At 36.0% G+C, this 23,026-nt stretch carries 27 protein-coding genes and 1 tRNA gene; all 28 read right to left on the bottom strand.

Features of this window, described 5'->3' with window-relative positions; translation table 11 throughout:
* Nucleotides 1–2: 2 nt before the first annotated feature.
* A complete protein-coding gene (locus tag GCWU000282_RS00580; protein ID WP_023353022.1) occupies nucleotides 3–305 on the bottom strand; it encodes a L7Ae/L30e/S12e/Gadd45 family ribosomal protein in 303 nt (100 codons plus the stop codon).
* 10 nt (nucleotides 306–315) lie between these two features.
* Nucleotides 316–573, bottom strand: a complete 258-nt coding sequence (gene rnpM / locus GCWU000282_RS00575; protein ID WP_023353021.1) for an RNase P modulator RnpM — start codon at nucleotides 571–573, stop codon at nucleotides 316–318.
* An 11-nt stretch (nucleotides 574–584) separates the two neighbouring features.
* Nucleotides 585–1,649 (bottom strand): transcription termination factor NusA, encoded by a 1,065-nt coding sequence (nusA, locus tag GCWU000282_RS00570; protein ID WP_035038887.1) that lies wholly within the window; start codon nucleotides 1,647–1,649, stop codon nucleotides 585–587.
* A gap of 26 nt (nucleotides 1,650–1,675) precedes the next feature.
* Complete coding sequence (rimP, locus tag GCWU000282_RS00565; RefSeq protein ID WP_023353019.1) at nucleotides 1,676–2,143, bottom strand: ribosome maturation factor RimP; 468 nt, start codon at nucleotides 2,141–2,143, stop codon at nucleotides 1,676–1,678.
* A gap of 93 nt (nucleotides 2,144–2,236) precedes the next feature.
* Nucleotides 2,237–2,308: transfer RNA gene (locus tag GCWU000282_RS00560), tRNA-Glu, on the bottom strand.
* A gap of 140 nt (nucleotides 2,309–2,448) precedes the next feature.
* Nucleotides 2,449–3,429: an RluA family pseudouridine synthase gene (locus tag GCWU000282_RS00555; protein ID WP_023353018.1), complete on the bottom strand. Its 981-nt coding sequence runs from the start codon at nucleotides 3,427–3,429 to the stop codon at nucleotides 2,449–2,451.
* The gene (gene lspA, locus GCWU000282_RS00550) at nucleotides 3,416–3,952 is read right to left on the bottom strand and encodes a signal peptidase II (RefSeq protein WP_023353017.1); all 537 of its coding nucleotides are present in this window, start codon (nucleotides 3,950–3,952) and stop codon (nucleotides 3,416–3,418) included. Before lspA ends, GCWU000282_RS00555 begins: the two co-directional genes overlap by 14 nt.
* A 2-nt stretch (nucleotides 3,953–3,954) precedes the next feature.
* Nucleotides 3,955–5,070 carry a 3-dehydroquinate synthase gene (gene aroB, locus GCWU000282_RS00545; RefSeq protein WP_023353016.1) on the bottom strand — a complete coding sequence of 372 codons (1,116 nt, stop codon included), beginning with the start codon at nucleotides 5,068–5,070 and terminating at the stop codon, nucleotides 3,955–3,957.
* Nucleotides 5,057–6,337: a DivIVA domain-containing protein gene (locus tag GCWU000282_RS00540; protein ID WP_023353015.1), complete on the bottom strand. Its 1,281-nt coding sequence runs from the start codon at nucleotides 6,335–6,337 to the stop codon at nucleotides 5,057–5,059. Before GCWU000282_RS00540 ends, aroB begins: the two co-directional genes overlap by 14 nt.
* 15 nt (nucleotides 6,338–6,352) lie before the next feature.
* Nucleotides 6,353–7,129: a YlmH family RNA-binding protein gene (locus GCWU000282_RS00535; protein ID WP_035039266.1), complete on the bottom strand. Its 777-nt coding sequence runs from the start codon at nucleotides 7,127–7,129 to the stop codon at nucleotides 6,353–6,355.
* A 1-nt stretch (nucleotide 7,130) separates the two neighbouring features.
* Complete coding sequence (locus GCWU000282_RS00530) at nucleotides 7,131–7,682, bottom strand: cell division protein SepF (protein ID WP_023353013.1); 552 nt, start codon at nucleotides 7,680–7,682, stop codon at nucleotides 7,131–7,133.
* Between the two features lie 23 nt (nucleotides 7,683–7,705).
* Nucleotides 7,706–8,401 carry a YggS family pyridoxal phosphate-dependent enzyme gene (locus GCWU000282_RS00525; RefSeq protein ID WP_023353012.1) on the bottom strand — a complete coding sequence of 232 codons (696 nt, stop codon included), beginning with the start codon at nucleotides 8,399–8,401 and terminating at the stop codon, nucleotides 7,706–7,708.
* 1 nt (nucleotide 8,402) lies between these two features.
* Nucleotides 8,403–9,815, bottom strand: a complete 1,413-nt coding sequence (locus tag GCWU000282_RS00520; RefSeq protein WP_023353011.1) for an HlyD family efflux transporter periplasmic adaptor subunit — start codon at nucleotides 9,813–9,815, stop codon at nucleotides 8,403–8,405.
* Nucleotides 9,816–9,887: 72 nt separating this feature from the next.
* A complete protein-coding gene (locus GCWU000282_RS00515) occupies nucleotides 9,888–10,307 on the bottom strand; it encodes a hypothetical protein (RefSeq protein WP_035038883.1) in 420 nt (139 codons plus the stop codon).
* Between the two features lie 78 nt (nucleotides 10,308–10,385).
* A complete protein-coding gene (locus GCWU000282_RS00510) occupies nucleotides 10,386–11,375 on the bottom strand; it encodes a D-alanyl-D-alanine carboxypeptidase family protein (RefSeq protein ID WP_023353009.1) in 990 nt (329 codons plus the stop codon).
* The gene (gene mgsA, locus GCWU000282_RS00505) at nucleotides 11,372–11,770 is read right to left on the bottom strand and encodes a methylglyoxal synthase (RefSeq protein WP_023353008.1); all 399 of its coding nucleotides are present in this window, start codon (nucleotides 11,768–11,770) and stop codon (nucleotides 11,372–11,374) included. Before mgsA ends, GCWU000282_RS00510 begins: the two co-directional genes overlap by 4 nt.
* 27 nt (nucleotides 11,771–11,797) lie before the next feature.
* On the bottom strand, nucleotides 11,798–12,958 hold the full coding sequence (locus GCWU000282_RS00500; protein WP_023353007.1) for an FtsW/RodA/SpoVE family cell cycle protein: 1,161 nt from the start codon (nucleotides 12,956–12,958) through the stop codon (nucleotides 11,798–11,800).
* Nucleotides 12,959–12,967: 9 nt separating this feature from the next.
* On the bottom strand, nucleotides 12,968–13,243 hold the full coding sequence (gene minE / locus GCWU000282_RS00495) for a cell division topological specificity factor MinE (RefSeq protein WP_035038879.1): 276 nt from the start codon (nucleotides 13,241–13,243) through the stop codon (nucleotides 12,968–12,970).
* Nucleotides 13,244–13,255: 12 nt separating this feature from the next.
* A complete protein-coding gene (minD, locus tag GCWU000282_RS00490; RefSeq protein ID WP_023353005.1) occupies nucleotides 13,256–14,044 on the bottom strand; it encodes a septum site-determining protein MinD in 789 nt (262 codons plus the stop codon).
* Nucleotides 14,045–14,132: 88 nt separating this feature from the next.
* Nucleotides 14,133–14,807: a septum site-determining protein MinC gene (locus GCWU000282_RS00485; protein WP_023353004.1), complete on the bottom strand. Its 675-nt coding sequence runs from the start codon at nucleotides 14,805–14,807 to the stop codon at nucleotides 14,133–14,135.
* A gap of 12 nt (nucleotides 14,808–14,819) precedes the next feature.
* Nucleotides 14,820–17,657: a penicillin-binding transpeptidase domain-containing protein gene (locus GCWU000282_RS00480; RefSeq protein WP_023353003.1), complete on the bottom strand. Its 2,838-nt coding sequence runs from the start codon at nucleotides 17,655–17,657 to the stop codon at nucleotides 14,820–14,822.
* Between the two features lie 2 nt (nucleotides 17,658–17,659).
* Nucleotides 17,660–18,169, bottom strand: a complete 510-nt coding sequence (gene mreD, locus GCWU000282_RS00475) for a rod shape-determining protein MreD (protein ID WP_023353002.1) — start codon at nucleotides 18,167–18,169, stop codon at nucleotides 17,660–17,662.
* Complete coding sequence (gene mreC / locus GCWU000282_RS00470; protein WP_023353001.1) at nucleotides 18,169–19,038, bottom strand: rod shape-determining protein MreC; 870 nt, start codon at nucleotides 19,036–19,038, stop codon at nucleotides 18,169–18,171. The genes mreD and mreC overlap by 1 nt, the downstream gene beginning before the upstream one ends.
* Nucleotides 19,016–20,080 (bottom strand): rod shape-determining protein, encoded by a 1,065-nt coding sequence (gene mreB, locus GCWU000282_RS00465; RefSeq protein WP_023353000.1) that lies wholly within the window; start codon nucleotides 20,078–20,080, stop codon nucleotides 19,016–19,018. Before mreB ends, mreC begins: the two co-directional genes overlap by 23 nt.
* Before the next feature lie 2 nt (nucleotides 20,081–20,082).
* A complete protein-coding gene (gene radC, locus GCWU000282_RS00460) occupies nucleotides 20,083–20,805 on the bottom strand; it encodes a RadC family protein (protein ID WP_023352999.1) in 723 nt (240 codons plus the stop codon).
* 314 nt (nucleotides 20,806–21,119) lie between these two features.
* Nucleotides 21,120–21,698, bottom strand: a complete 579-nt coding sequence (locus GCWU000282_RS00455) for a hypothetical protein (RefSeq protein WP_023352998.1) — start codon at nucleotides 21,696–21,698, stop codon at nucleotides 21,120–21,122.
* Nucleotides 21,699–21,824: 126 nt separating this feature from the next.
* On the bottom strand, nucleotides 21,825–22,460 hold the full coding sequence (locus GCWU000282_RS00450) for a hypothetical protein (protein ID WP_035038875.1): 636 nt from the start codon (nucleotides 22,458–22,460) through the stop codon (nucleotides 21,825–21,827).
* An 11-nt stretch (nucleotides 22,461–22,471) separates the two neighbouring features.
* Nucleotides 22,472–23,011: a hypothetical protein gene (locus tag GCWU000282_RS00445; protein WP_035038872.1), complete on the bottom strand. Its 540-nt coding sequence runs from the start codon at nucleotides 23,009–23,011 to the stop codon at nucleotides 22,472–22,474.
* Between the last annotated feature and the right edge of the window lie 15 nt (nucleotides 23,012–23,026).

Here is a 23,026-nt window from a genome sequence, read left to right as displayed (position 1 = left end):
AGCTAGTTCAATATATTTAAGATTGCTTTTGAAAACCCCTCATCAAGTACTGCCATTGATGCTTTCAATGCAGAGCCTGTAGCATTTCCAAGTTCTTCTTTTGTCTTATAAAATCTAAGCGGAACTTTATGATGATTACATCTGTCGGTGAATTTCTTTTTAGTATTGTCCGATGCATCTTCCGCAACTATAACAAGCAAAGCTTTTTTTGCATAGATGGCATTTTCGGTAAGAAACTCACCTACTGCAAGCTTCCCCGCCTTTCTTGCAAGTCCCAAATAAGACAATACCTTATCTTTATCCATATCCACCTTCCTATAACGAATTTAATTCATCAGTTAATTTATCATATACACCGGGTGAAATCTGTGACTTAAACGAGCGGTCCAGACCTCTTGACTTTTTCAGGCTCTCAAAACACTTTATATCCTTGCAGATATAGGCTCCTCTGCCGTTCTTCCTGCCTGTCATATCAAGTTCTGTTTCACCCTCTTTGGTGCGTACAATTCTGATTAAGTCCTTTTTATCTTTCACGCTTTTACAAGCAATACAAGTTCTCTGTGGATTATTCATCCTATACCTCTTTATTCGGATAATATCTGTGATTCACTCTTAATATCTATCTTATATCCTGTAAGCCTTGCAGCAAGTCTTGCATTTTGTCCTTCTTTTCCGATAGCAAGAGAAAGCTGTGAATCTGCAACTATAACCTTAGCTGTCTTTTCTTCAGGATCCGCTTCCACCGATATAGCCCTTGCAGGAGAAAGTGCATTCATAATAAATACTCTTGGATCTTCACTCCATACAACTATATCTATCTTTTCTCCTCTAAGCTCATCTACAACAGCCTCAACTCTCGAACGGTTAAGTCCCACACAGGCCCCTACCGCATCTACTTCCGGATTGTTTGAATATACCGCGATTTTAGTTCTGGAGCCGGCCTCTCTTGAAATACTCTTTATTTCAACCGTACCGTCTTTAATCTCAGTTACTTCCGACTCAAAAAGTCTTTTTACCAAATCCGGATGAGTTCTTGAAACTGTGATTCTGGGTCCTTTTGACGTATCTTTAACTTCAACCACATAAAGTTTAATTCTGTCTGTCGAACTGAATTTTTCAGTTTTAACCCTTTCGGATTCAGATAACAGGGCATCTACTTTTCCAAGATTAATACTTATATTTCCACCTGTATATCTCTGAACTATACCTGTTACAATATCGTGCTCTTTAGCAAAATACTGATTGAAAAGAACTTTTCTTTCCTCTTCCCTTATTTTCTGAACTACAACCTGCTTAGCTTTCTGAGCCGCAATTCTTCCAAAGTTTTTGGGAGTAATTACTATATTTACTACCTGTCCTTCAACTGCATTCGGAAAAGTCTCTTTTGCTTCTGCCAGACTTATCTGAGTTATAGGATCTTCAACTGTCTCTACAACGGTCTTTTCTGAAAGCACGCTTACTTTACCGTTCTCTCTGTTGATAGTAACCTTAATGTTATCAGCTTTTCCAAACTCATCCTTGCAGGCTACAAGAAGTGAATTCTCAACCGCTTCAAGTATGATTTCCTTGCTGATATCATTTGTTTTTTCAAGCTGATCAAGAGCTTCTATCAGCTCCTTGCTGTTATCAAGCTGCTCTTTTTTTCTCATTTTCTTAATTACCTCCATTGCTCTTTTCAGAAATCAATCGCTAATCTTATCAAGGCTATATTTTTTCTTTCAAAGGTTTTCTCAGTGTTGTCTTCAAAGCCTATAGTTACAGTCTGTGCATCATAAGCTTCCAAAGTGCCCGAAAATTCCTTCTGCTCTTCAAAAGCTTTATACAGTTTAACCTCAACCTCTTCTCCTATACTTCTTTCAAAATCCTTGTCCTTCTTAAGAGGTCTTCCAAGTCCCGGAGAACTTATTTCCAATATATATGATTCCTCAATAAAATCTTCTTTATCCAAAAGATCCGAAAACTCGCGGCTTACCTTTTCACAATCATTAACGGAAAAGCCTCCTTCCTTGTCTACATAAGCCCTAAGGAACCAATTTGAGCCTTCTCTTACAAATTCCACATCTACCAGTTCATAATTATTCTTATTTATGATAGGTAAAATAAGTGCTTCCGCTTTTTTCTCATAATTTTCTCTTTTGCTCATAAATCTCCTTATCCGGTTAAACAATTAATCATTAAAAATTTCCTGTTTACATAAAAAAAGCGAACCTCTAACGGTTCACTTCTAAAAAAATAATAGCCTGTAGGGGAATCGAACCCCTGTTTCTGCCGTGAGAGGGCAGCGTCTTAACCCCTTGACCAACAGGCCTTAGCAAGTTGTATTGTTTGACAACGAAGACAAGTATACATTACTGAAAAGAATATGTCAATAGGGTTTTTAAATATTTTTTATGTAAGGGTTTATGTAAGAATAATATTTTTATAGTTCACTGTTTAATATAGTCCATCTCAGGCTAATTTTGTAAGCAACTTACTGAAATACTCAGGTAAGGGAGCATGAAACTCCATATACTCCCCTGTTCTTGGATGTACAAATCCAAGCATCTCGGCATGAAGTGCCTGTCCGTCTAACTTAAAAGGATTTTTAGCCGCTCCGTAGATTTCATCACCAAGCAGTGGATGTCCTATACTTGTCATATGGACTCTTATCTGATGTGTTCTTCCTGTTTCAAGCTCACACTCAATATGTGCGAAGTTATTCCCGTTGGGAGATGTATAATTTCTGATAACCCTGTAATGAGTCACAGCAGGCTTGCCATCAGGTATAACAGCCATTTTTTTTCGATCTGTTTTAGACCTTCCTATAGAACCTTCAATTCGGCCTTCTTCATCCTTAAACACACCGTAAACTATAGCCTGATATTTCCTCTTGATACTGTGTTCCTTTAACTGCTCCGCAATTATTCTGTGAGAAACGTCGTTTTTGCAGGCAATTATCACTCCGGTTGTATCCATGTCTATGCGGTGCACAATACCCGGACGAAGTTCTCCGTTTATTCCCGAAAGATTGTCTCTGCAATGATACATAAGCGCATTTACAAGTGTTCCTGTATAATGTCCCGCCGCAGGATGAACTACCATGCCCTTAGGCTTATTTATAAGGATTACGTCTTCATCCTCGTAAAGTATGTCAAGCGGAATATTTTCAGGAATTATTTCTGCCTCCTTCACCGGAGGTATACTGATAGAAATATTTATTCCCTCTGTTACTTTAAAACTGCTCTTTACAGGCTTTCCTTCCACCCTGACCTTACCTTCATCAATAAGCCCTTTCAGATATGATCTGGAATATTCCGTAAGTTTTCCTGAGAGATATTTGTCTATCCTCTCTCCCGAATCCTCAGATACCACAGAAAGTTCTATAACTTCATCCGACAAGAATTCTGTATCCCATTCATCATTTTTTATATTTTCATCATTTAACTTCATTCTTCACCCTGCCAAGCATTTTATCAAAATCCTCATCCTTGTAATAAAATATTCCAAAGATTAGCATAGTAAATGCCGCTATAGTTACGTAACAGTCTGCAACATTGAAAATAGGAAAATTAATTAATTCAAAATACAAAAAATCTATCACATAACTATGTCCATACTTAATCATAGTAAGAACTCTGTCAGCAAAATTTCCTAAAGCTCCCGCAAGCAACAAAACCAATGCAAAATGCATTGGAAAATATCTTTTTTCGGCAATTATTTTCTTCAAGCCAAAGATTACTAAAGCTATTACAACTACAGTAATAACTGTAAATATCCAGAATCCACCTTGAAATAAACCGAAAGCCGCTCCTGAATTGCCTCCTTCAAGCAGGGTAAAACTGAATACTCCGTTTATTACGGTTAATTTACCATCTGATAAATATTTAACAGCGAGCTGTTTGGTAAGCAAGTCCAATACTACCAAAGCCACCACCGTCAATAATTCTATTACAAAAAATCTGTTTCTGTTCATAGTCAACCTTCAAAAATTTCTTTAATTCCAACTATCATCTCTTCATCAGTAATGTCAGTATAAATTTCTGCTTTTCCAACTTCTTTTGTAAGAATAAATTTAATCTTTCCACCCTGCATCTTCTTATCAGACTTTGTTGCCTTAAGCACATCTTCTATACTAAAATCAACAGCAGATAATGAGATTTTATTAAAAAGCTTATATTCTGTAAGAATCTTCTTCATGTCTTCAAGTTCACTCTCTGACACAAGTCCGCGTTCCACCGCCATCCTGCACGCAGATATCATTCCAAGAGCCACACACTCTCCATGAAGCAAATCAAAATTCATCAGTTTTTCAACCGCATGTCCTATTGTATGTCCAAAATTCAGTATTGCACGAAGTCCTTTTTCAAGAGGATCATTTTCAACAACCTCTTTTTTTATTCTGCAAGAGTTATATATTATATACTCCAGAGCTTCTTCATCCTTAGATATGATTTTATCGGTATTTTCTTTTAGATAACTTAAAAATTCCTTATCCCATATATAGCCATACTTAATAACCTCCGCCACTCCGGAAAGATACTCTCTCTCCGGAAGAGAAGTTAAACTATCAGTATTCATGTAGACCAGGCTTGGTTGGTGAAAGGCTCCGACCATGTTTTTATATGCCATAAAATCCACACCTGTCTTGCCGCCTACGCTTGAGTCAGACATAGCTAAAAGTGTAGTCGGAATCCCGGCAAACCTTATTCCTCTTAAGTAGGTAGCGGCGGCAAAACCGGCTAAATCACCCACAACTCCACCGCCTACCGCAAGTATCACATCTTTTCTCTCAAAGTTTTTGTTAATAAGTTCCTCATACAGACTTTGAACTGTTGAAATATTCTTATTATCCTCACCTGCCGGAAAAGTAAAAGTATGCAGCTCTTTTCCAGTGTTTTTTAATTTCTGCACCAATCTTCCCTTAAAAAACCTGTCAGTATTAGAATCAAATACCAGCATAAGCTTATTACAAGATAAGAACAATTCTGAAAGCAGACCGGACAGCTTGTCAAAATTCGATTCGACAATTATGTCATATGATTTATTCTCTTCAGAACCGACTTTCACATTCAACTTTTTACTCACGTTCATTTTCACTATTCCTATATCTGTTGACTAACGCTTTTCTGTTCAAATTATCCATATCACCTTTTTCCGCAAACGGACGAGTTATTGCTCTACCCATATTTACGTTTTCATTAGGTATACGGCTTATTAGATTTTCTTTTATGGAAGAAGCATTCATTTTTGCATTATGAACCCTTTCTTTTCTGAGTCCGTCAATTCTGTTCTTTTCAAACCTTATATCACTTCTTTTAGGTTCTTCGTTTTTAACTTCTTCGTTTTTAGCTTCTTCATTTTTATTTCTTTCAGCTTCTGCCACTATTTTATTAAGTTCTTCATCTATGCTCTGATCAATCTCAACTTCACTTTTCCTTAATTCTTCACTTTTATTCTGTTCAAAGTCAAGTTCCAGTCGTCTAAGTTCTTCCCTTCTGTTCTTTTCAGCTTCAGCTTCTTTTTTCTTAAGTTCTTCCTTTTTATTCTTTTCAGCTTCAGCTTCTTTCTTCCTAAGTTCTTCCTTTTTATTCTTTTCAGCTTCTACTTCTCTTTTTCTAAGTTCTTCAATTATGTTTTTTCCTACATCCGCTTCGCTTTTTTTAAGTTCTTCAATAATGTATTTTTCAATTTCTGCTTCATTTTCACTAAGTTCTTCAACCACAACTTCATCATTTTTAAGTATGTCAGGTTTAATTATGTCAGGTTGAATCACTTCCGCCTTCGCTTCTTCAAACTTGGCTTTTTCGTTTTCAGTCCCACCGGTTTTTGTTGCTTCAACTTTTTCATGAACAATGTCTTTGACATCTTCAAGTTTTTGCTTTAACTTAAGATATCCTTCCAAATCATTTACTGTTATGTTGTATGAATCACTGTCAACCAATTCCAACTGTGTGGTTATCAGATTTCTTATATGAGCCTTGTATAATTCAAATCTCCTATTTAAATCATCGGTTTGTCTGAATATAGAATCCAAATCGTACTTAGCCTGAGTAAGAACCTCTTCCGCTCTGGTATGAGCTTCTTTTTCGATAAGTTTTGCATTATTCATAGCCTTTTCACGTTCTTCATCAGAAGCCTTTTGAACAAGTACCATTGCCTTCTGCAAAGTTTTTTCTATTGACTTATAATATTGAAGCCCCTCGCTTAAAGATGCCATCTTATCTTTAAGTTCAATAGTTTCTTTATACATTTCATCATATGAACCGGCTATTTCCAACATGAACTCGTCTACACTCTTCTTAGAATAACCAATTCCCCACTTAAATTCATGATTTCTGATTTCGTTTAATGAAAGCATAATCCCTCCTAATAATTAGCAATATTTTCCTAAATGAATCTGTATTCTGTCTTTTTTCGTCCGTCCTAAACTTTCGTAAAATATAAATTTACCAAAACCTCTTACAGAGATTATATCCTTTGGCATAACCTGATAATGACTTGATGATATCTGAGCGGAATTTACAGCAACCTTATCACTGTCAATTAACGCCTTAACCTTTGTTCTTGAAAGATTCAATGCTTCACCGATAATTACATCTAATCTGAGTGAAGGAACTGTTCCGTACTTATCTTCAATCCTTCTCACCGACATAATGTCTGTGGTTTCAACTTTGGTACAACTTACCTGACATCTTCCAATTTGATGTAATTCACTTATAAGAAAATCCGTAATCTTATTTTGACATAAAACAAAGGCCTTGACTACACTCTTATCTTCCGATACCGTATAAATATCGCCGATTAATTTTCTGTCTATTCCAACTCCGAGTATAGCACCAAGAAAATCCCTATGGGTAAGAGAGTTACTTTCAAACTTAGAACTCTTAATTTGAATCTCTATACAGCTTATAGGAAAGTCAATATCTTCCCTCTCTTCATACGAAGACGGAAAGCAAACCATCACTCTTTCAGCGTCTTCTATACCTCCAAAAATGAAAAACCTTCCAACCGGAAGGTCTGCTACTTGTCTTTTTAAAACCGCAACTTCCCTGACATTTAGAAAATCTGAAAAAACACTGATATCCCCGGCATGAGACACCTTTGCCAAGTCAAGCAGGTGCCTGAATACCAAATTATCTTCTTTATCCATATTACTGACCATTAATTTTAGGTACTGCAAATAAAGTATCTATGAGCTCTTCCTCATTTTCTACCGATAATTCAACATTTTCAGGCGAAATGATGTAGACATACTTAGATACCGCTCTAAATTTTCCATTGATTGCATGCATGGTTCCGAATACAAAGTCCACTATACGCTGAGCTTCCATGGTATCCAAAGCCTCAAGATTTAACGCAACTATTGAGCCTGCAAGCAGTTTGTCACAAATATCCTCAACCTCATCAAATCCTTTAGGCATAGTAACACAGACTTCAATTCCCGTTTTACTGCTTCGCCTTATAGGTATAACTTTCTGATTATCTTTTGCAGTCTTCTTCTTTCTGTCAAAAAATGAAGTGGAATATTCCTCGTCCTCATCATCATAGTCATCTTCATATTCAGTTCTTCTTCTGCTCAGTCTTGACCTTGACTCCTCTACAGCATCCTGCTCCATTTCATCATCATAATCCTCATCATAGTCATCATCAAGATCATTACCGTCTTTAATTGTACTAAAAATTTGACTAATCTTTTTAAACATATATTCACTCCTATTTCTTATAATCAAATATCATAATTCCTGCTTCCAAAGATACCGGTACCTACTCTTACTAAAGTAGCCCCTTCTTCTATCGCTACTTCATAATCACCGGTCATTCCCATCGAAAGGACATTCATACTCACATTATGAATGTTTTTGCTATTCAAGTCAACCATTATTTTTTTTAGTTGCCTAAAATATTTACGATTCTCCTCTGATATATCGGTATATGGTGCCACTGTCATCAGTCCTTTTATATTTATATTGGGAAATTTTGACACTTCCCTTATAAAATTCTCCGCATCTTCCGGATTTACTCCAAACTTGGAAGCTTCCTTTGCAACATTGATTTCCGCAAGTACATCTACCGTAATTCCAAGCTTAGCGGCTTCTTTATCCAGCGCCTCAGCCAGTCTTATGTTTTCAAGTGAATGAATAAGCGAAACCTTCCCAACCACATATTTTACTTTGTTGGTCTGGAGATGTCCTATAAGATGCCAGTCAAGATTATCCTTGATAATCTCTGTTTTTTCCCTCAATTCCTGAACTCTGTTTTCTCCAAAAGAGTTAATACCGTACTCAATCGCTTCTCTGATAGCTTCCACAGGCTGTGTTTTACTTACCGCTATCAGCTTTACTTCATCTCTTTCTCTTCCTGCCCGCTTACAGGCAGCCGCTATCTTATTTTCAACCATACTAAGATTTTCAGTTATACTCATTCTACTCCTTACCAACCTTGTCAGCATTTAATATTATATTATCATACTCATTTAAGAAATAGCCCTTATCACTCGGTATAAGATAATATTCACTGTCATCACTGTTTATATTTTCCGTGTCAGGCTCTACATGTCTGAATCTTGGGTAACCGTTATTTATATTATACACGCCTTTTAACAGTTTTGTTTTACTGATTTTATAAATATTACCGCTATTAGGCTCTATAATCTCATCTCCGGGCTTAAAACTTTCATTCAGATCTATATAAATCATTTTATTTTTATCATCTTTGTAGCATATTTCAGTTTCAATATATTTGGTTATAATTTCATTATTTTTGCCTACGGTCTGAATCGTAAAACCTCCGCTTCTGTTTCCCCCTCCACCTACATAGTATTCTTCAGGAATCTCATATACCTGCCTTTCCACTACAGATGACTTTGGAACTTTTAAGCCGGTTATGCTTTTAAGTACTATGTATATATTTACAAATCTCTTATCAGCATAATCAACCATATAATTAAAAAATTTCAGAACCAAATAGTTACCACCGTTTATTTCTGCTATTCTTGCTTGAGCTCTGGCAATAAATCCCTTATTATCAACCACTGCATCCACATAGGTTTTCTCTTTTAAAAGTTCCTTCTGGGTTTCGTTTATCGGAACCACTACATTCCAAACTTCATCCGAAATAAGTTTATACACAGCCTCACCGGTTTCTACCTTGCCTTCATTTTCAGCCGCCGTCTTAAGTATGTAGCTATTTTGTTTTTCAAATATATCCTGAGTAATCTTTTCTTCTGTCATGTCTTCCAGCCCATCTGCTCCATAAACAACAATTCCACTATCATCAGCATAGTTTAAGTTTAAATATTCACTTGCATCTGTTGCCTTATTAAGCTTAGCCATTACCATTTTACCCGATGTGGTCATTACAGTTTCATTCATAGACTCCTTCAAGCTGTATGTACTGCCAAAGTTATCATCCCTATTAATCTGAAACTGATGTAATATACCTGTCAACCTCTCACCTGATTCATCGGTCTGATCATCCATCATAAGTTTTGAGTAAATGCTTCCTGTTTTATCTATGGAAAATACTACCTCACCCTTATGTACTCTGGAGTTCCCGCTTACATAATAGTTAATATAGCCTGCTTCTTTAGACTTAAAAATTCTTTCTTTTCTAAGCGCAAGCCCAGTTGTATTAATAACTTCGGATTTTTCATCACTCACTACCCTGTATACAGAAGTCTTTTCTCTGGACATAAAAATTGCTGTATGCCCTAAAATATAAACAAATATAATGAAAAACAAAAAATATCCTACATTGAAATGTTTTTTAGCCGGTTTTCTGTCTTCATAATGAACAACATTGTTTTTTCTTTTCTTAGCCAAGTTTTGTTTAGCCAATATCTATTCCTCCAAATAAACAAACTGCCACACCTTTATTAATGTGACAGTTTGAAATTTAACCTTTTGTTCCTATAAGGAAACCAGCACATTATGCTTATATTCCTCAGGTACATCCTCACTTTTAACCGAAAGACTGAGAATTATATCTACACTATACTTATCCGCAACCTGAATTATTTTATCAAGAACAGGTTTCATAGTATCTTTATCTGTACAGGAAATCTTTAAGAAACTGTCAAGGAAGATAGCCTCAAGATCATGATCCTGTGAAACAATTCCACAAATAAATCCAACAAATTCACTTGAATTGGCCACAAAAAAATCTTTGACATTTATAAGACGAATCTTATTGTTAAGTTCATACATATGAGCCAGATCCTTATCTAAGAATACAACATTCCCCCCTGAAGTTTTAACTGCCTCATTAGCCTTCTCAAGAATTACTTTTGTTTTGCCTTTTCCCTTTTCCCCACAAACAATATTAACCATAGTAAAACCCTCCTTTAGTATGAGTATAAAAAGTTTATTAATCAATAACATTATATGTCAAATTATTATAAAATTCAATCAGTTTGGTATATTTTGTGGTAAGTTTTCAAAAACTGTGCCAAGCTGTGCGTAGAGGTTCAGCGCATCGGATGCCTTCAGCACTCCGACTATATATTTTTTATCCGAAGATGACTTAAACGACATAAGAATACAAGAGCCCGCTTCATCCGTAGTACCTGTCTTACCGCCTATGACCGTATATCCGTCAGGCACTTTCATGACTCCCGCAAGATACTGATTGGTTGATGACATTGTTTTAACAACCTCAACTCCTGCACTGTTCTTATGTTTCATAGTATACGAACCCTGATTCACTATCTTGACAAATTCAGAATTTTTGAGAAGTTCATTAAAAATCAGATATAAATCATATAAAGTAGAGTAATGTGCTGTGTCATGAAGGCCTGTACTGTTTACAAACCTGCTGTGAGTTGCCCCGATTTTTTTAGCTTCTTCATTCATAAGAGCGGCAAACTTTTCTTCACTTCCCGCTACCGCAACAGCCAAAGCCTTAGCAGCATCATTTGCCGAAGTCACTAAAGCCGCATTGAGAAGCTGCCTTATTGTAACTTCATCGCCATCCATCAACCTTATCTTCTTTGCCAGCGGTTCAGAAATTTTAATAGATTCACCATCTATCTTAACAGTTCTGTCCAGATTTTTTTCTTTAGCAAAAACCACATAAGCAGTCATCATCTTGGTAAGGCTGGCAGGATACATTTTTTTGAAACAGTTTTTTGAATAAATAGCTTCTTCATCGCTTGAAACTATTACCGACTTTGCATTAAAAGAAGGTTTGTCTGTTAAATTATTGACATTCTTATCAGACAAAACACAAAGTCCGTCAGACATAAGAGAGAGCCCTGTATCAGAAGTTGTTACCTCATAAGCTCCCCCTGTATTTCCACTGTCTCCGTATGGGAAATATGCTATATTATCATTTCCGCAACCTGTAAGCATAATCCCCGTTAAAAGTACAAGAATAATTTTCCTCATCTTTATTATCATGACTTATACAACTCTCTCCAGTCAAGATCTCCCCTGTCCAAAGCCTTAATCATAAGCTCTGCTGACGCAAGATTAGTAGCAGCAGGAATATTATTAATATCACAAAGTCTTAAGATATTACTGATATTAGGTTCATGTGTCTTTGAGGATAATGGATCTCTTAAAAATATAACCAAGTCTATTTCGTTGTGATCGATTTGAGCAGCCATCTGTTGCTCTCCCCCCAAATGTCCTGCAAGATATTTATGCACATTCAAATTGGTAACTTCTTCAATAAGTCTACCTGTTGTTCCTGTTGCATACAAAGTATTCTTGCCTAAAATTCCTCTGTAAGCTATGCAGAAATTCTGCATAAGCTTCTTTTTAGCATCATGTGCAACCAATCCAATGTTCATAATCCACCCCTTATATATTAATATTTGTTAAAATAATATTTCATTTTCACCGGTATTAAAAGTCAAGCCATGTTTTGATTTTTGAAGACCTACATTCAAAACCAGAGCTATCCCCAAAAAATTACTCAATAAAGAAGATAATCCATAACTCATAAACGGCAACGGTAAACCTGTATTCGGAAGCAGGGCTGTATTAACACCTATGTTTACAAAAGACTGAAACATAAGCATAGCCGACACTCCTATAGCTATCATCTTGCCGGTAATATCATTTGCTTTTCCGGCAATCATTATACATTTAAAAACAACGAAAGCAAACAAGGCGATAACAAAAAAACAACCTATAAAACCTAATTCTTCTGCTATTACCGAAAAAATGAAATCACTTTCATTTACGTAAACCTTATTATAAAGCCTGAAATCCGATGTATCTCCTAAAAGTGTCTTTCCCAAGACTTTACCCGCAGCTATTGCATTTACTGAATTAATCTGCTGATACTGTCCTGTAAGAGCATATTTTTCAGGATCCAAAAAACTAAGTATTCTCTCTTGCTGCTTCATTGTAAGAAGCTTTTGCCCCGGTTGTATTACATACCAGAAAAGAGCAACACCCACAGGAACTGATACAGCTACTGTAATTCCGATAATCTTAAGACTGAGTCCTGCCATAAATATCATTACGGCAAAAATAAATATGCAAACCATGCTTGATGAAAGATCTGTCTGTATAAGAATAAGTGAAGTCGGTAAAAACATTATAATACCGGATAGCAAAAATATACTCCACTTATTCAGTTTATTCTGAACTTTAGTAAATAGTACCGCAAGTACCACTATAAGAATTATTTTTACAAGCTCCGACGGCTGTATTTCAGTAGAACCTATACTTAGCCACCTGAAAGCTCCTGTTTTATGGTCAAATCCAAAACGTGTAAATTTAACCATAACCAGCATTATCACTCCGATAATATAGTATAATATAACAAATTTACATATAAAGTGATAATCAATCATAGCACCTATCAGAGCTACAACAACACCTAAAGCAACACCTATAAGCTGTCTCCTTGCCATGCCAAAGCCTTCCGACTTAAACAGACAGAATATGCTGATGGAACAAAGCACCAATACAGCTATCAGCAGGGAAAAGCTAAAATCTTTTAAATCATACTTCTTATTTTTAAACATCGGTATCCTTTATGACCTTTTCCCTTTAATTTCTTTTACAGGGATACTGGCACAAATTGCCGGAACAGTTACATTTCCTGTTTCTGACTCTGTTTGTTCAATTTTAATATCAAGTCCTTCAACATCTATTTCAACATATTTTGAAATAACCTGAATTATATCATTCTTGATTTGTTCCATAATCTCAGGAGAGCAGTTTGACCTGTCTGACACCAATACAAGTTTCAGTCTGTCTACAGCCTTCTGTCCTGAAGATTTCTTTCTGAAAAAATCCATTAAACTCATAGCTTAACTCCTTTACTTCTTAAATAACTCTCCAAGACGCGCCAAAAATCCTTTTTTACTTTCAAGGTCAAGTAAAGGAATCTCCTCACCCGTTATTCTTTTACATATATTCATATAAGCCTGTCCTGCAAGAGAATCACTTCCTGCGAGCGGCTCACCTGTATTGGTTGCAATAACTATATTTTCATCATCGGGAACAACTCCGAGAAGGCTTACAGCCAAGATATCAAGTACGTCCTCACTTGACATCATGTCGCCTCTTTTAACCATGTCCATACGTATTCTGTTTACGATAAGTTCTGTCTTTCCGATTTCATTTGCTTCAAGAAGTCCTATGATTCTGTCCGCATCTCTTACCGCAGAAACTTCAGGTGTGGTTACGACAATCGCTCTGTCTGCACCCGCTATTGCATTCTTAAAGCCCTGCTCAATTCCGGCAGGACAATCAAGAATAATATAATCAAACTCATTCCTTAATTCTTCTGTAAGTAAAACCATTTGCTCAGGGTTTACAGCATCTTTATCTCTTGTCTGTGCACTTGGAAGCAGATAAAGAGTTTCAAACCTTTTATCTTTAATAAGCGCCTGCTTAATTTTACAATTCTGTTCAATTACATCTACTAGATTATAAACTATGCGGTTCTCAAGCCCAAGTACTACGTCAAGGTTTCTAAGGCCGATATCGGTATCAATAAGAACAACTTTTTTACCTAACATAGCAAGTCCGGTACCTACATTGGCTGTAGTGGTGGTTTTACCTACACCACCTTTTCCGGAGGTTATAACAATAACTTCTCCCATAAAAAAAATCTCCTAACTAAAACAAAATTTCATCAATATAATAATATAATTAAAATGAATTAATTACAAGTGACTTAAACAACTTTTTTTATAATTTTAGTGAATCCAGTACATTTTTATTCAAATCTTCTATACAAATATTATCATTTTCCACAAAGGCGACCTGAGGTGACAGGCACTTGGATTTACTTAATATCGCAGAGTTATCAGCACATCTGGCTATTTTAGAGCCTATTCTTAACTGTATCGGATTCATATCAAGGGCAATTATAAAGGTATCATCATTTCCGCCCGCACCTGCCTCCGCTTCGCCTTTTAATGCTCCCAATACAACTATGCTACCTTTTGCCACAACCTTTGCACCCGGATTAATATCTCCGATTATCACAACTCCCGTATCAAATTCCATCATCTGTCCCGATCTGAAGTAGCCCTTGTGAATTTTAGTAAGGCTCGCATCTTCGGAAATACTCATCTGTTCTAACTTCTTTTTAAACTTCGCTTCCTTTACAGGATCATTATCTATTATACATACTATATGTATGGAGGAATTCTTAAGGATGGTCTGAATAATACTTTCCTCTTCGTCAGCCGAAAGTTTCCTGCCATCAAAAGAAACAGCCATATCCACATTTCCGAAGAATTTAGCGGATTCCTTAAATTTTTCTCCGACTTCCTTTAATAGCTCCTCAAATTCTAAATCCGGATTAAGAATAATCATCAGGCCATAATTATTTGCCTTAATAACAACCGGTTGCTTCATTTTGCCTCCTAACTAATCTGAAATTATATTATCTACATTATCTTTAACAGCTTTTTTATTTAATGATTCTTCATCTCCGTCACCATAATAGTACTCATAAAAATCAGCCGCAGCTCTGGCAGCATTTCCTGAAGTATAGGCATAAGGAAGTACACAGGTAACCGATATTTCAGGCTTATTATAAGGAGCATAGGATGTAAAAAGAGCATGATCGGCTCTCATATTTGAAAACTGAGCTGTTCCCGTCTTTCCTGCCACCAGGTCCTTAATATCCTTAAAAAGTTCCTTATGTGAACTCCTGTCTCCGTTAACCGCCCTGTACATTCCATCTTTAATTACACTCCATATCCTCGGATCCAGTTCTACCTTAGGAGCTTTTTTATTTGCTGCATTTGATACGGTGTTTTTAATCTTTTTGCCATCAAGATTTTTAATTTCTTTAATAACAGTAAGATAATTAAGTTTGCCGCCATTGGCTATACAGGACACATATCTTGAAATCTGGGTTGGTGTAAACGCATAGCTGCCCTGACCTATGGAAGATCTTACTGAGTCTGTATCTGATATTGACGGCTCATACTCGTACAGTTCTATTCCTGAAGTAACACCTTTTTTAAAGCCGAACATAGCCGCATATTTATTTAATTTTTCAAGACCCAGCTTTGAAACATATTTGCCTTCGGAATCTAAACTCATTCTGTACCCTGTCTCATAGAAAAAGTAGTTACAAGACACCTCAATAGCAGTCCTTATATCAATCTTTCCATGCGGAACCCTGCTCCAACAAGACGCAGGTTTATCAGTCTTGGTAAATACAACCTGTGCATCAATCTTTTCATTCTCGCCAACAGCTCCCGTAGCAAGATCGGCAGCTGCGGAAATCATCTTAAAAGTCGAACCGGGTGCCGTCTTTTGCTGACAAGGTCTGTTTATAAGCGGATATGATTTATCTGTTTGAAGTTTGGCATAATATTTTGCATCTATCTGATTGGCAAGCTTATTATTATCATAGCTCGGATAAGAAACCAATGCCTTAACTTCCCCCGTATTCGGATTGGTAACTACCATGGAGCCCGAACAAGGATCTAAAGCCAGATTGGCAGGCGTAATTTCAAGGCTCTTAATCTTGCTCCTTATAAAAGTATACGGAGACAATGAGCCGTTTAATAGATTGCGGTATGCGGTATCATCATTTTTAAGAAAACCTTGTGAAAATAATATCAGACATACCTCAGTACCCGATATTGTGTGATTAAAAATCAGATTCTTATAAATAATTTTCTTAAACTGCAAATCCGAAGTGATATTCTCAAATATATATTTTAACAAAATCCGGTAAATTTCATCCGTACTCAAATATTCTGTTCCGATATTAAGTTTAGGCAGATTAATCCATTTGTTAGATACCGAATACTTTAAGAATTCTCCCAAACTCTTCTTATTATCCACATAAGCTTTAAAAATCTCATCATCTTCATTTACCAAAGTAACATCTATCAATTTTTCATTTTTTATGTAAGTGTATACATAATCTATGTATTCAGCGGTAGTCTTATTGGAACGCTCTTTAGTAACGCTGTTTTCCGTCATCAGTTCTTTAAGTTTTTTTATAACATTTTTTTCTTCCGTCTTAAACTTTTCATATACACCTTTTTCCACTTTTCCGGCCTTCTTGGTTTCAATCCTGTGTATATCTATGGCTCCGTTATCAAACAGCGCATTATAAACGTCATATATAGGAATCATAATATTATATGAATTTTTTCCTTTTTCTCCATAACTTGCCGAATTATGAATTTTACTTAACAATACAGCCGCCAATTCTTTTTCAATTATGTTATAGCAAACCTTCTGCAACTTACTGTCAATAGTCAGATATACGTCATCTCCCGCCTTCGGTTCGGTAACGGTTTTTACACCCGTAACATAATAATTCGAGTTGAGTGTAGCTTCCTCTGTTCCCTTAACTCCTCTTAAATATTTTTCAAAGGAATATTCTACTCCGGACTTTCCAATCTGGTCAGTAGTATTATAATACTTTTCTTTGTCCTCGGACATTTCAGTTTCATTGACATTACCCGTATATCCAAGTACATGCGCGAAATATTTGCTGTCATTATAATATCTGTAGGTATGCTCTGCAATTTCAGCCCCCGGAAGTTCTGCCGAGTTCTCAAGCACTGCCGCCACCGTCTTTGCATTTACATTAACAGCAATTGAAATAGGATTTCCTTTATTATATGTATTTAACAGTAAAGCAAAGCGAACCTTCATTATTTTAAGTGCATCATCCACACTGTAGGTATCGCTTATGTTAAACATATGCTCACCGCTTCTCAGATGCTCAAACACCTCAGAAGCTGTAGCATTACGCTGTGCAGTTGTAAGTTTTTCAATAGAGGTAAGCATATATGCATCTCTCTTAAATCTGCTTTCAGCAAGCCCCTCTACCGTAAATTTTAAGTTACCTTTTTTATCTTTTTCGATGTAAAACTCAGGAAATAATTTTCCGCCGTTTGATTCTATTATCTTTATAAGTCTGAAAATCATGGCATTCTTTTTTTCATCTGAATCAAATGCCTTATAATCCTGTAAAGTGACATTGTAAGAGAGCTTGTTATATGCCAAAAGCACTCCGTTACAGTCATAAATATTTCCTCTTGTCGCTTTGGTTTCACGGGTAATTTCATCCTGAGTAACAGTATGTTCCGCTATGTCTTTCTGCTTAACCACCTGGATTGTAAATACTTTATAAATCAGAACAACAGAGAATGTTAAATATATAACAATTAATGGAACAGTCCTTGTCTTAAGAAAATTCTTGAAAAAAGTTATCAAAGTGTCAATCAAAACTAGGCTTCATCCCCTTTCCCTATTGCTTCCAGTTTAAGGTATACAGCATCAACAATCCTGTAAAACAAAGCTGCTACTATCATAGTATATACAGCCTCCGGTAAAATTATCCTCATGATATAATAAGGAAAATCCAATCTGTTTCTGAGCAAAAATCCTGTAACAAAAATCAGGAAATTAAGCACCAAATCTGATGCTCCAACCAGCCCTATCGGTATCAGATTAGACTCTCCGCTGTAAAGCTTATTACCAAATCCTAACAAATAGCCTATAGTGAGATAAATAACAGCATAATACCCTATATAGTCTGATTCTGATAAATCCAAAAACAGTCCCATAAAGAATCCCATCATCATACCGGGTATTTTACCGTATTTATAACCTATTGCCACAACCAAAATTATAACCACATTAGGCTTTATGCCTGCTATGGCTATTTTATTAAATATTGTAGTCTGAATAAGATACAATATTATCATCATTATAAAAGAACCTATAATGCGTTTCATCAATTCAAGTTTTCCTCTTCTTCCTTTTCACGGGTAATTATAAGTACCATATCAAGTTTTGAAAAGTCAACTGCAGGCGTAAGATAACCGGATTCAGTCATGTTTGAGGGATCTACCTTGATATCACTGATATATCCTATAAGGATTCCCGGATGATATTTAGGACTTATATATGAAGTCACAACCTCATAACCATCCTTAACTTCCGCTCCCTTTTTTATGTCGGTAACCTCTATATGACCTTCATCAAGCAGTTTCAGATTCCCTTTTACCACACAGGTATCAGATGTATCCAACAACATTCCCATCACATAACTGCTGTCATCTATTATTGATCTTACCATTGAATTATTGCGGCCTACCTTTGTAATTATTCCCACAAGCCCATTTCCGGCCATAACATTCATGCCCGGCTTAATACCGTCATCACTTCCCTTATCTATCTTAAATTCACTGTACCAGTTGTTTGTTCCCTTGGAAATAACCCTCGCCGCAACCTTTGGATAATCTGCATAGGTTTGATCCAAATTGTATAATTTTCTAAAATCATCCAATTCATACTTTCCCTGAAGAAGAAGTTTATTCTCATAGCTGATTTTATCCAATTTCTCAGTCAGTTCCTTATTCTTTGCAATCAGGTCATCAATATTTTTAAAATAATCCAGTTTGGAGGTAAAATAACTCCCTACCTTATTGATTCCCACCTGCATAGGAGTAATCACATCACCTACTGCTGTTTTAACCGGTCCTAAACTATCCGAAAAACGGTAAGACACCAACAGAAGTATGAGGCAGATTACAACCATAACAATAAATAAGTATCTTGGAACAATTTTTATCTTAATCTTATTTTTTCTTAGCGATGCCATTATTTACATTCCTTAAATTAACTGAATATCCCGGCTGCCTGTAGATATAAGGCAGTGTTTTATAATTATCATCATCAATAAGCTTACCAAGACCATTAATAACGCTGTCCTGAGGGTCTTCCAGTATATTAATTTTAAGATTTGTTTCTGCATTTAAAAGCTTGTCAAAATTACCGATCAGAGCTGAACCGCCTGTTACATAAATACCTGCATCTATTATATCCGAAGATACTTCCGGAGGGATATGCTCAAGCGTACTCTTAATATTCTCGGTAATACTTTTAAGATCCTCTTTAATTGCCTCATATACAATATCCGATTCAATCTCAATTCTCTTTGGAAGGCCGGTAACAACATCTCTGCCATTCACCTGCATAGTAAGTGACTGTCCCGATAAAGCTCCCGCAATACCCATCTTTAATTGTTCAGCATTACTCTTTCCTATGACTAATGCACACTTCTGCCTTATATAATTGCAAATTGACTCATCAAACTTATTGCCGGCTATAGGTAAAAGTCTGCTGCGCACTATGCCTCCGAGAGCAATTATGGCTATTTCAGTGGTGTCCGCACCTACATCTACGGTCATTACACCCTTTGCCTTCATTATATCAAGTCCGGCTGCCATAGCAACGCAAATAGGCTTATCTACCAAAGATACATTTTTAGGCTTAATACCTGATTTATGTATGAGGTCAGCAAAAGATCTTTTTTCCACTTCTGTAATATCAGTAGGAAGAGCTATCACAAAGCTTGTGCCGGAAGCCCTCTTCGCCTTGCCGTACAGTCTGTCAAACGAAGTATTAAAAAGAAGCTCCATCGCACTTACATTGGCTATTACTCCGCGGTTTACCGGATAGATTACTTCGATGGTTTCCGGAGTTCTTCCCACCATTTCAGCGGCTTCATCACCTATAGCTCTTATTTCCTCTCTATTCTCTATAGCGATGCAATTTTCCTGATCAAATATTATTCCATCACCTTTTCTGTAATATTTGATTCTTTTAGTTCCAAGATCTATACCAATACTCTTCCCAAGCATAACTAAATCCTTTCAAATATCTGTTTTTTTGTTTCAAAATCTGACAGTCCTTTTTCCCTAAAGCTTACATAGCAACAATCACCTATTATAATATGGTCAACAAGAGGAATCCCTACAAGTTCCGACACTTCCAGTATCTTATCCGTAACTATAATATCAGCCTTACTCGGAGTAGGATCACCGCTTGGATGATTGTGAATAAGTACCAGATTCACAGCTTCATACTTCAGTGCCTGTATGAAAACCTCCCTCGGACGAAGAAAAGACTGATTGATTGTTCCTATACTTATGGTAAGTTCTTTGATAAGCCTGCACTTAATATCTAAAAGCAGTAATACCACATGCTCCTCTTTGAAATGCCTCATTTCTTCCATATATCTTTTGGAAATCTTAGCTGCGGTATCTAAAGGTTCATCATAAGAATGCCTTGTTCTGGCAATCCTTCTTGCCAGTTCACAAATGCAAATAATTTCCACCGCTTTAACCGGACCAACTCCCTGAATATTACAAAGTTCTTTTTCAGTCTTTCCGTAAAGTCCGGCAAGGCTTCCTCCGCCTGATTCAAGTACTTTCCTGCATAATTCCATGCAGTTGATATTTTTAGTTCCGGTTCTTAAAACCAGTGCAAGAAGCTCTGCATCGGAAAGCATAGTTATCCCTTGCTTCCGGTATTTTTCAAACGGTCTTGCATCTTCGGGTAAATCTTCAATTCTTGTAGTTACCATAATTACAATTTAGTGTTAAAGGAATAGTCAAATTATATTCTAACACAATTATCCCTCAGAGTAAATAATGGAATTGTGGCTTTTTATATACACTTTCACCTGCGGATATTGGTATATCATTAAAAGTTACTGCTCCTCTATACAAGTAAGTAGTTGCTTAGCTTGAAAACGGCACTTTCTTATAATCACCGACCGACTTATTAAGTTAAAGCTCATCTATTAACTTTATTAAATCTTTAAGACCTACAGTATTTGTATCAATGCCTGATATCAGTGAGTCATATTTAAATTATACTTTCCCGTTTCACTTCTCATTAAAAATCAAATTCTATTTTATATTTTGGTATAGGTGCTTCAGGTCTCCCAGTTGTTCCATAAGTTTGCATTGCCTCTTTGATTTTAACAATAACCAGTTCCCTTTTTGAGTGGAATTCATACGGCATATTCAGTTTAAAATCCTTCCATATGATATTACGACCAACTCCACCAATAATTCGCTCACTTGTATATTCATACTTCATAGTAAAAGTTACTCCTATATTCCCTAATACATCATCCCATACAAGTTCAAAGTTATACATATCAAGATCCAATGCATCATGATATATACCAAGGTCAAAGAGATAAACATGGTTTTCGCGATCAACAGTACATATTACCTTATTAGGCAGATCACACCCCAATATTGCTCCTTTTCCTCGCCACCATACTCCCATAGGTATAGCCCTTTTCTCAAACATTTCCTGTTCTTCAACTGTTAGATAATCATTTACAAATTCACTTTTGGTTACTTGCAGTTTGTTATTGTTTTTGATTGTTCCGGTTTTCATACAAGAAATTTTCTTATAAATTCCCGATATTATCGGAGCAAATATAGATTTATTCTTTTTCATTTTACACCTCTTTGGTAATTAAAGGCCACTTTATACTTGTTGCATTTACCTACCATCCAATGTTTTCCAAGACAAAAGAAATATATAGCGTCCTCGGTTTTCCCGTCTCTTCAACAGTAGAATTTCCTATTTATGGGATTCATCAAGACCCCCCAACATAGCAGGTACTTCCGTCTGTCCCCAGATTCCATTCTTATCAGCTTCCGGCACTATCATTTCAATTTTAGAAGTAATCGGAGTACTTTTTACAAATTTTCCGGAAATGATTGCCCAAGCTCCTCTTCTTGGCTCATATATGAAACCTTCCGAAGCAATTTTAACTGCTATTTCCATGCTTTTACCATCAGGGTTATTTGACTGAATTATTCTTTTTAGCATCTCTGAATTTGCCGCATTTTCTATACCCCCTTCAATAAGAGATAAATCCAGGCTGTTATTCTTTATATCATTAACTATTGCAGCTTCCAATAATGTTTTAAATTCTACCCCGGTTAAAAAATTGGCAGCAACAGTCTTATCCAAAATTCTTACATTGGGTTGTGAAGACGCAATTACAATGGCGGGTATAGGTAAATCGTTTATTGTAACATATCCACTGTGTAATAATGTTATCCAATTATTTGGAAAAGGCATTTCTTTATTATCTTCAACAAGCCAATTAACCGAAAGTCCTTCTACCACTCTAACCAAATCCTTTAGTCCGATTGTATTGATATCGATTTCTGATAATAATGGTCTAAAATCATATTTATATTTTTCCATCTCCATCTCCTTTAAATATCAAATCCAATATTTAATTGTACTTGTACCCCCGGTTCTCCTCTTAAACCGTATACCTGCATGGCCTCTTTTATTTTGTCTAATATAATCTGAGGTTTGGATTGTGACTGATATGATTTTTTATCATGCTTATTGCTTATGGTTTCTTTTATAGCCTTCATAATATTCTTTAACGATACACCTTCTCCGTTATATAATTGGTCAGGTAATTTTATCTTGCCTTTCCACATTAAATCATATTCTTCGTTAAAGGTGAATTTATAACTTAGTTCAAAAAATATCACCTCTTTACCGAGCATATCATCCCACACAAATCCAAATCCATGCTTATAATGATCTTCCTCAAAAAATTTATATCCTAAATCAAAAAAATAAATTTGTTTTTCACGGTCAACTGTACATTTCACCTTGCTATAAGGTTCGTATCCCAATATACCGCATCTTTCTCTGTACAAAGGATTGCCATAGTGTACTGCCTTTTTTCTGAAAAGCTCTTGTTCTTCATCTGTTAAATAATCATTTACAAAGCCCATTTTTCTTCCTCTCAT

This window comes from Catonella morbi ATCC 51271 (assembly GCF_000160035.2).
GTDB classification, from domain to species: domain Bacteria; phylum Bacillota; class Clostridia; order Lachnospirales; family Lachnospiraceae; genus Catonella; species Catonella morbi.
The sequence above is the reverse complement of the archived record's forward strand: the minus strand, read 5'-3'. Positions and strand labels throughout refer to the sequence as shown.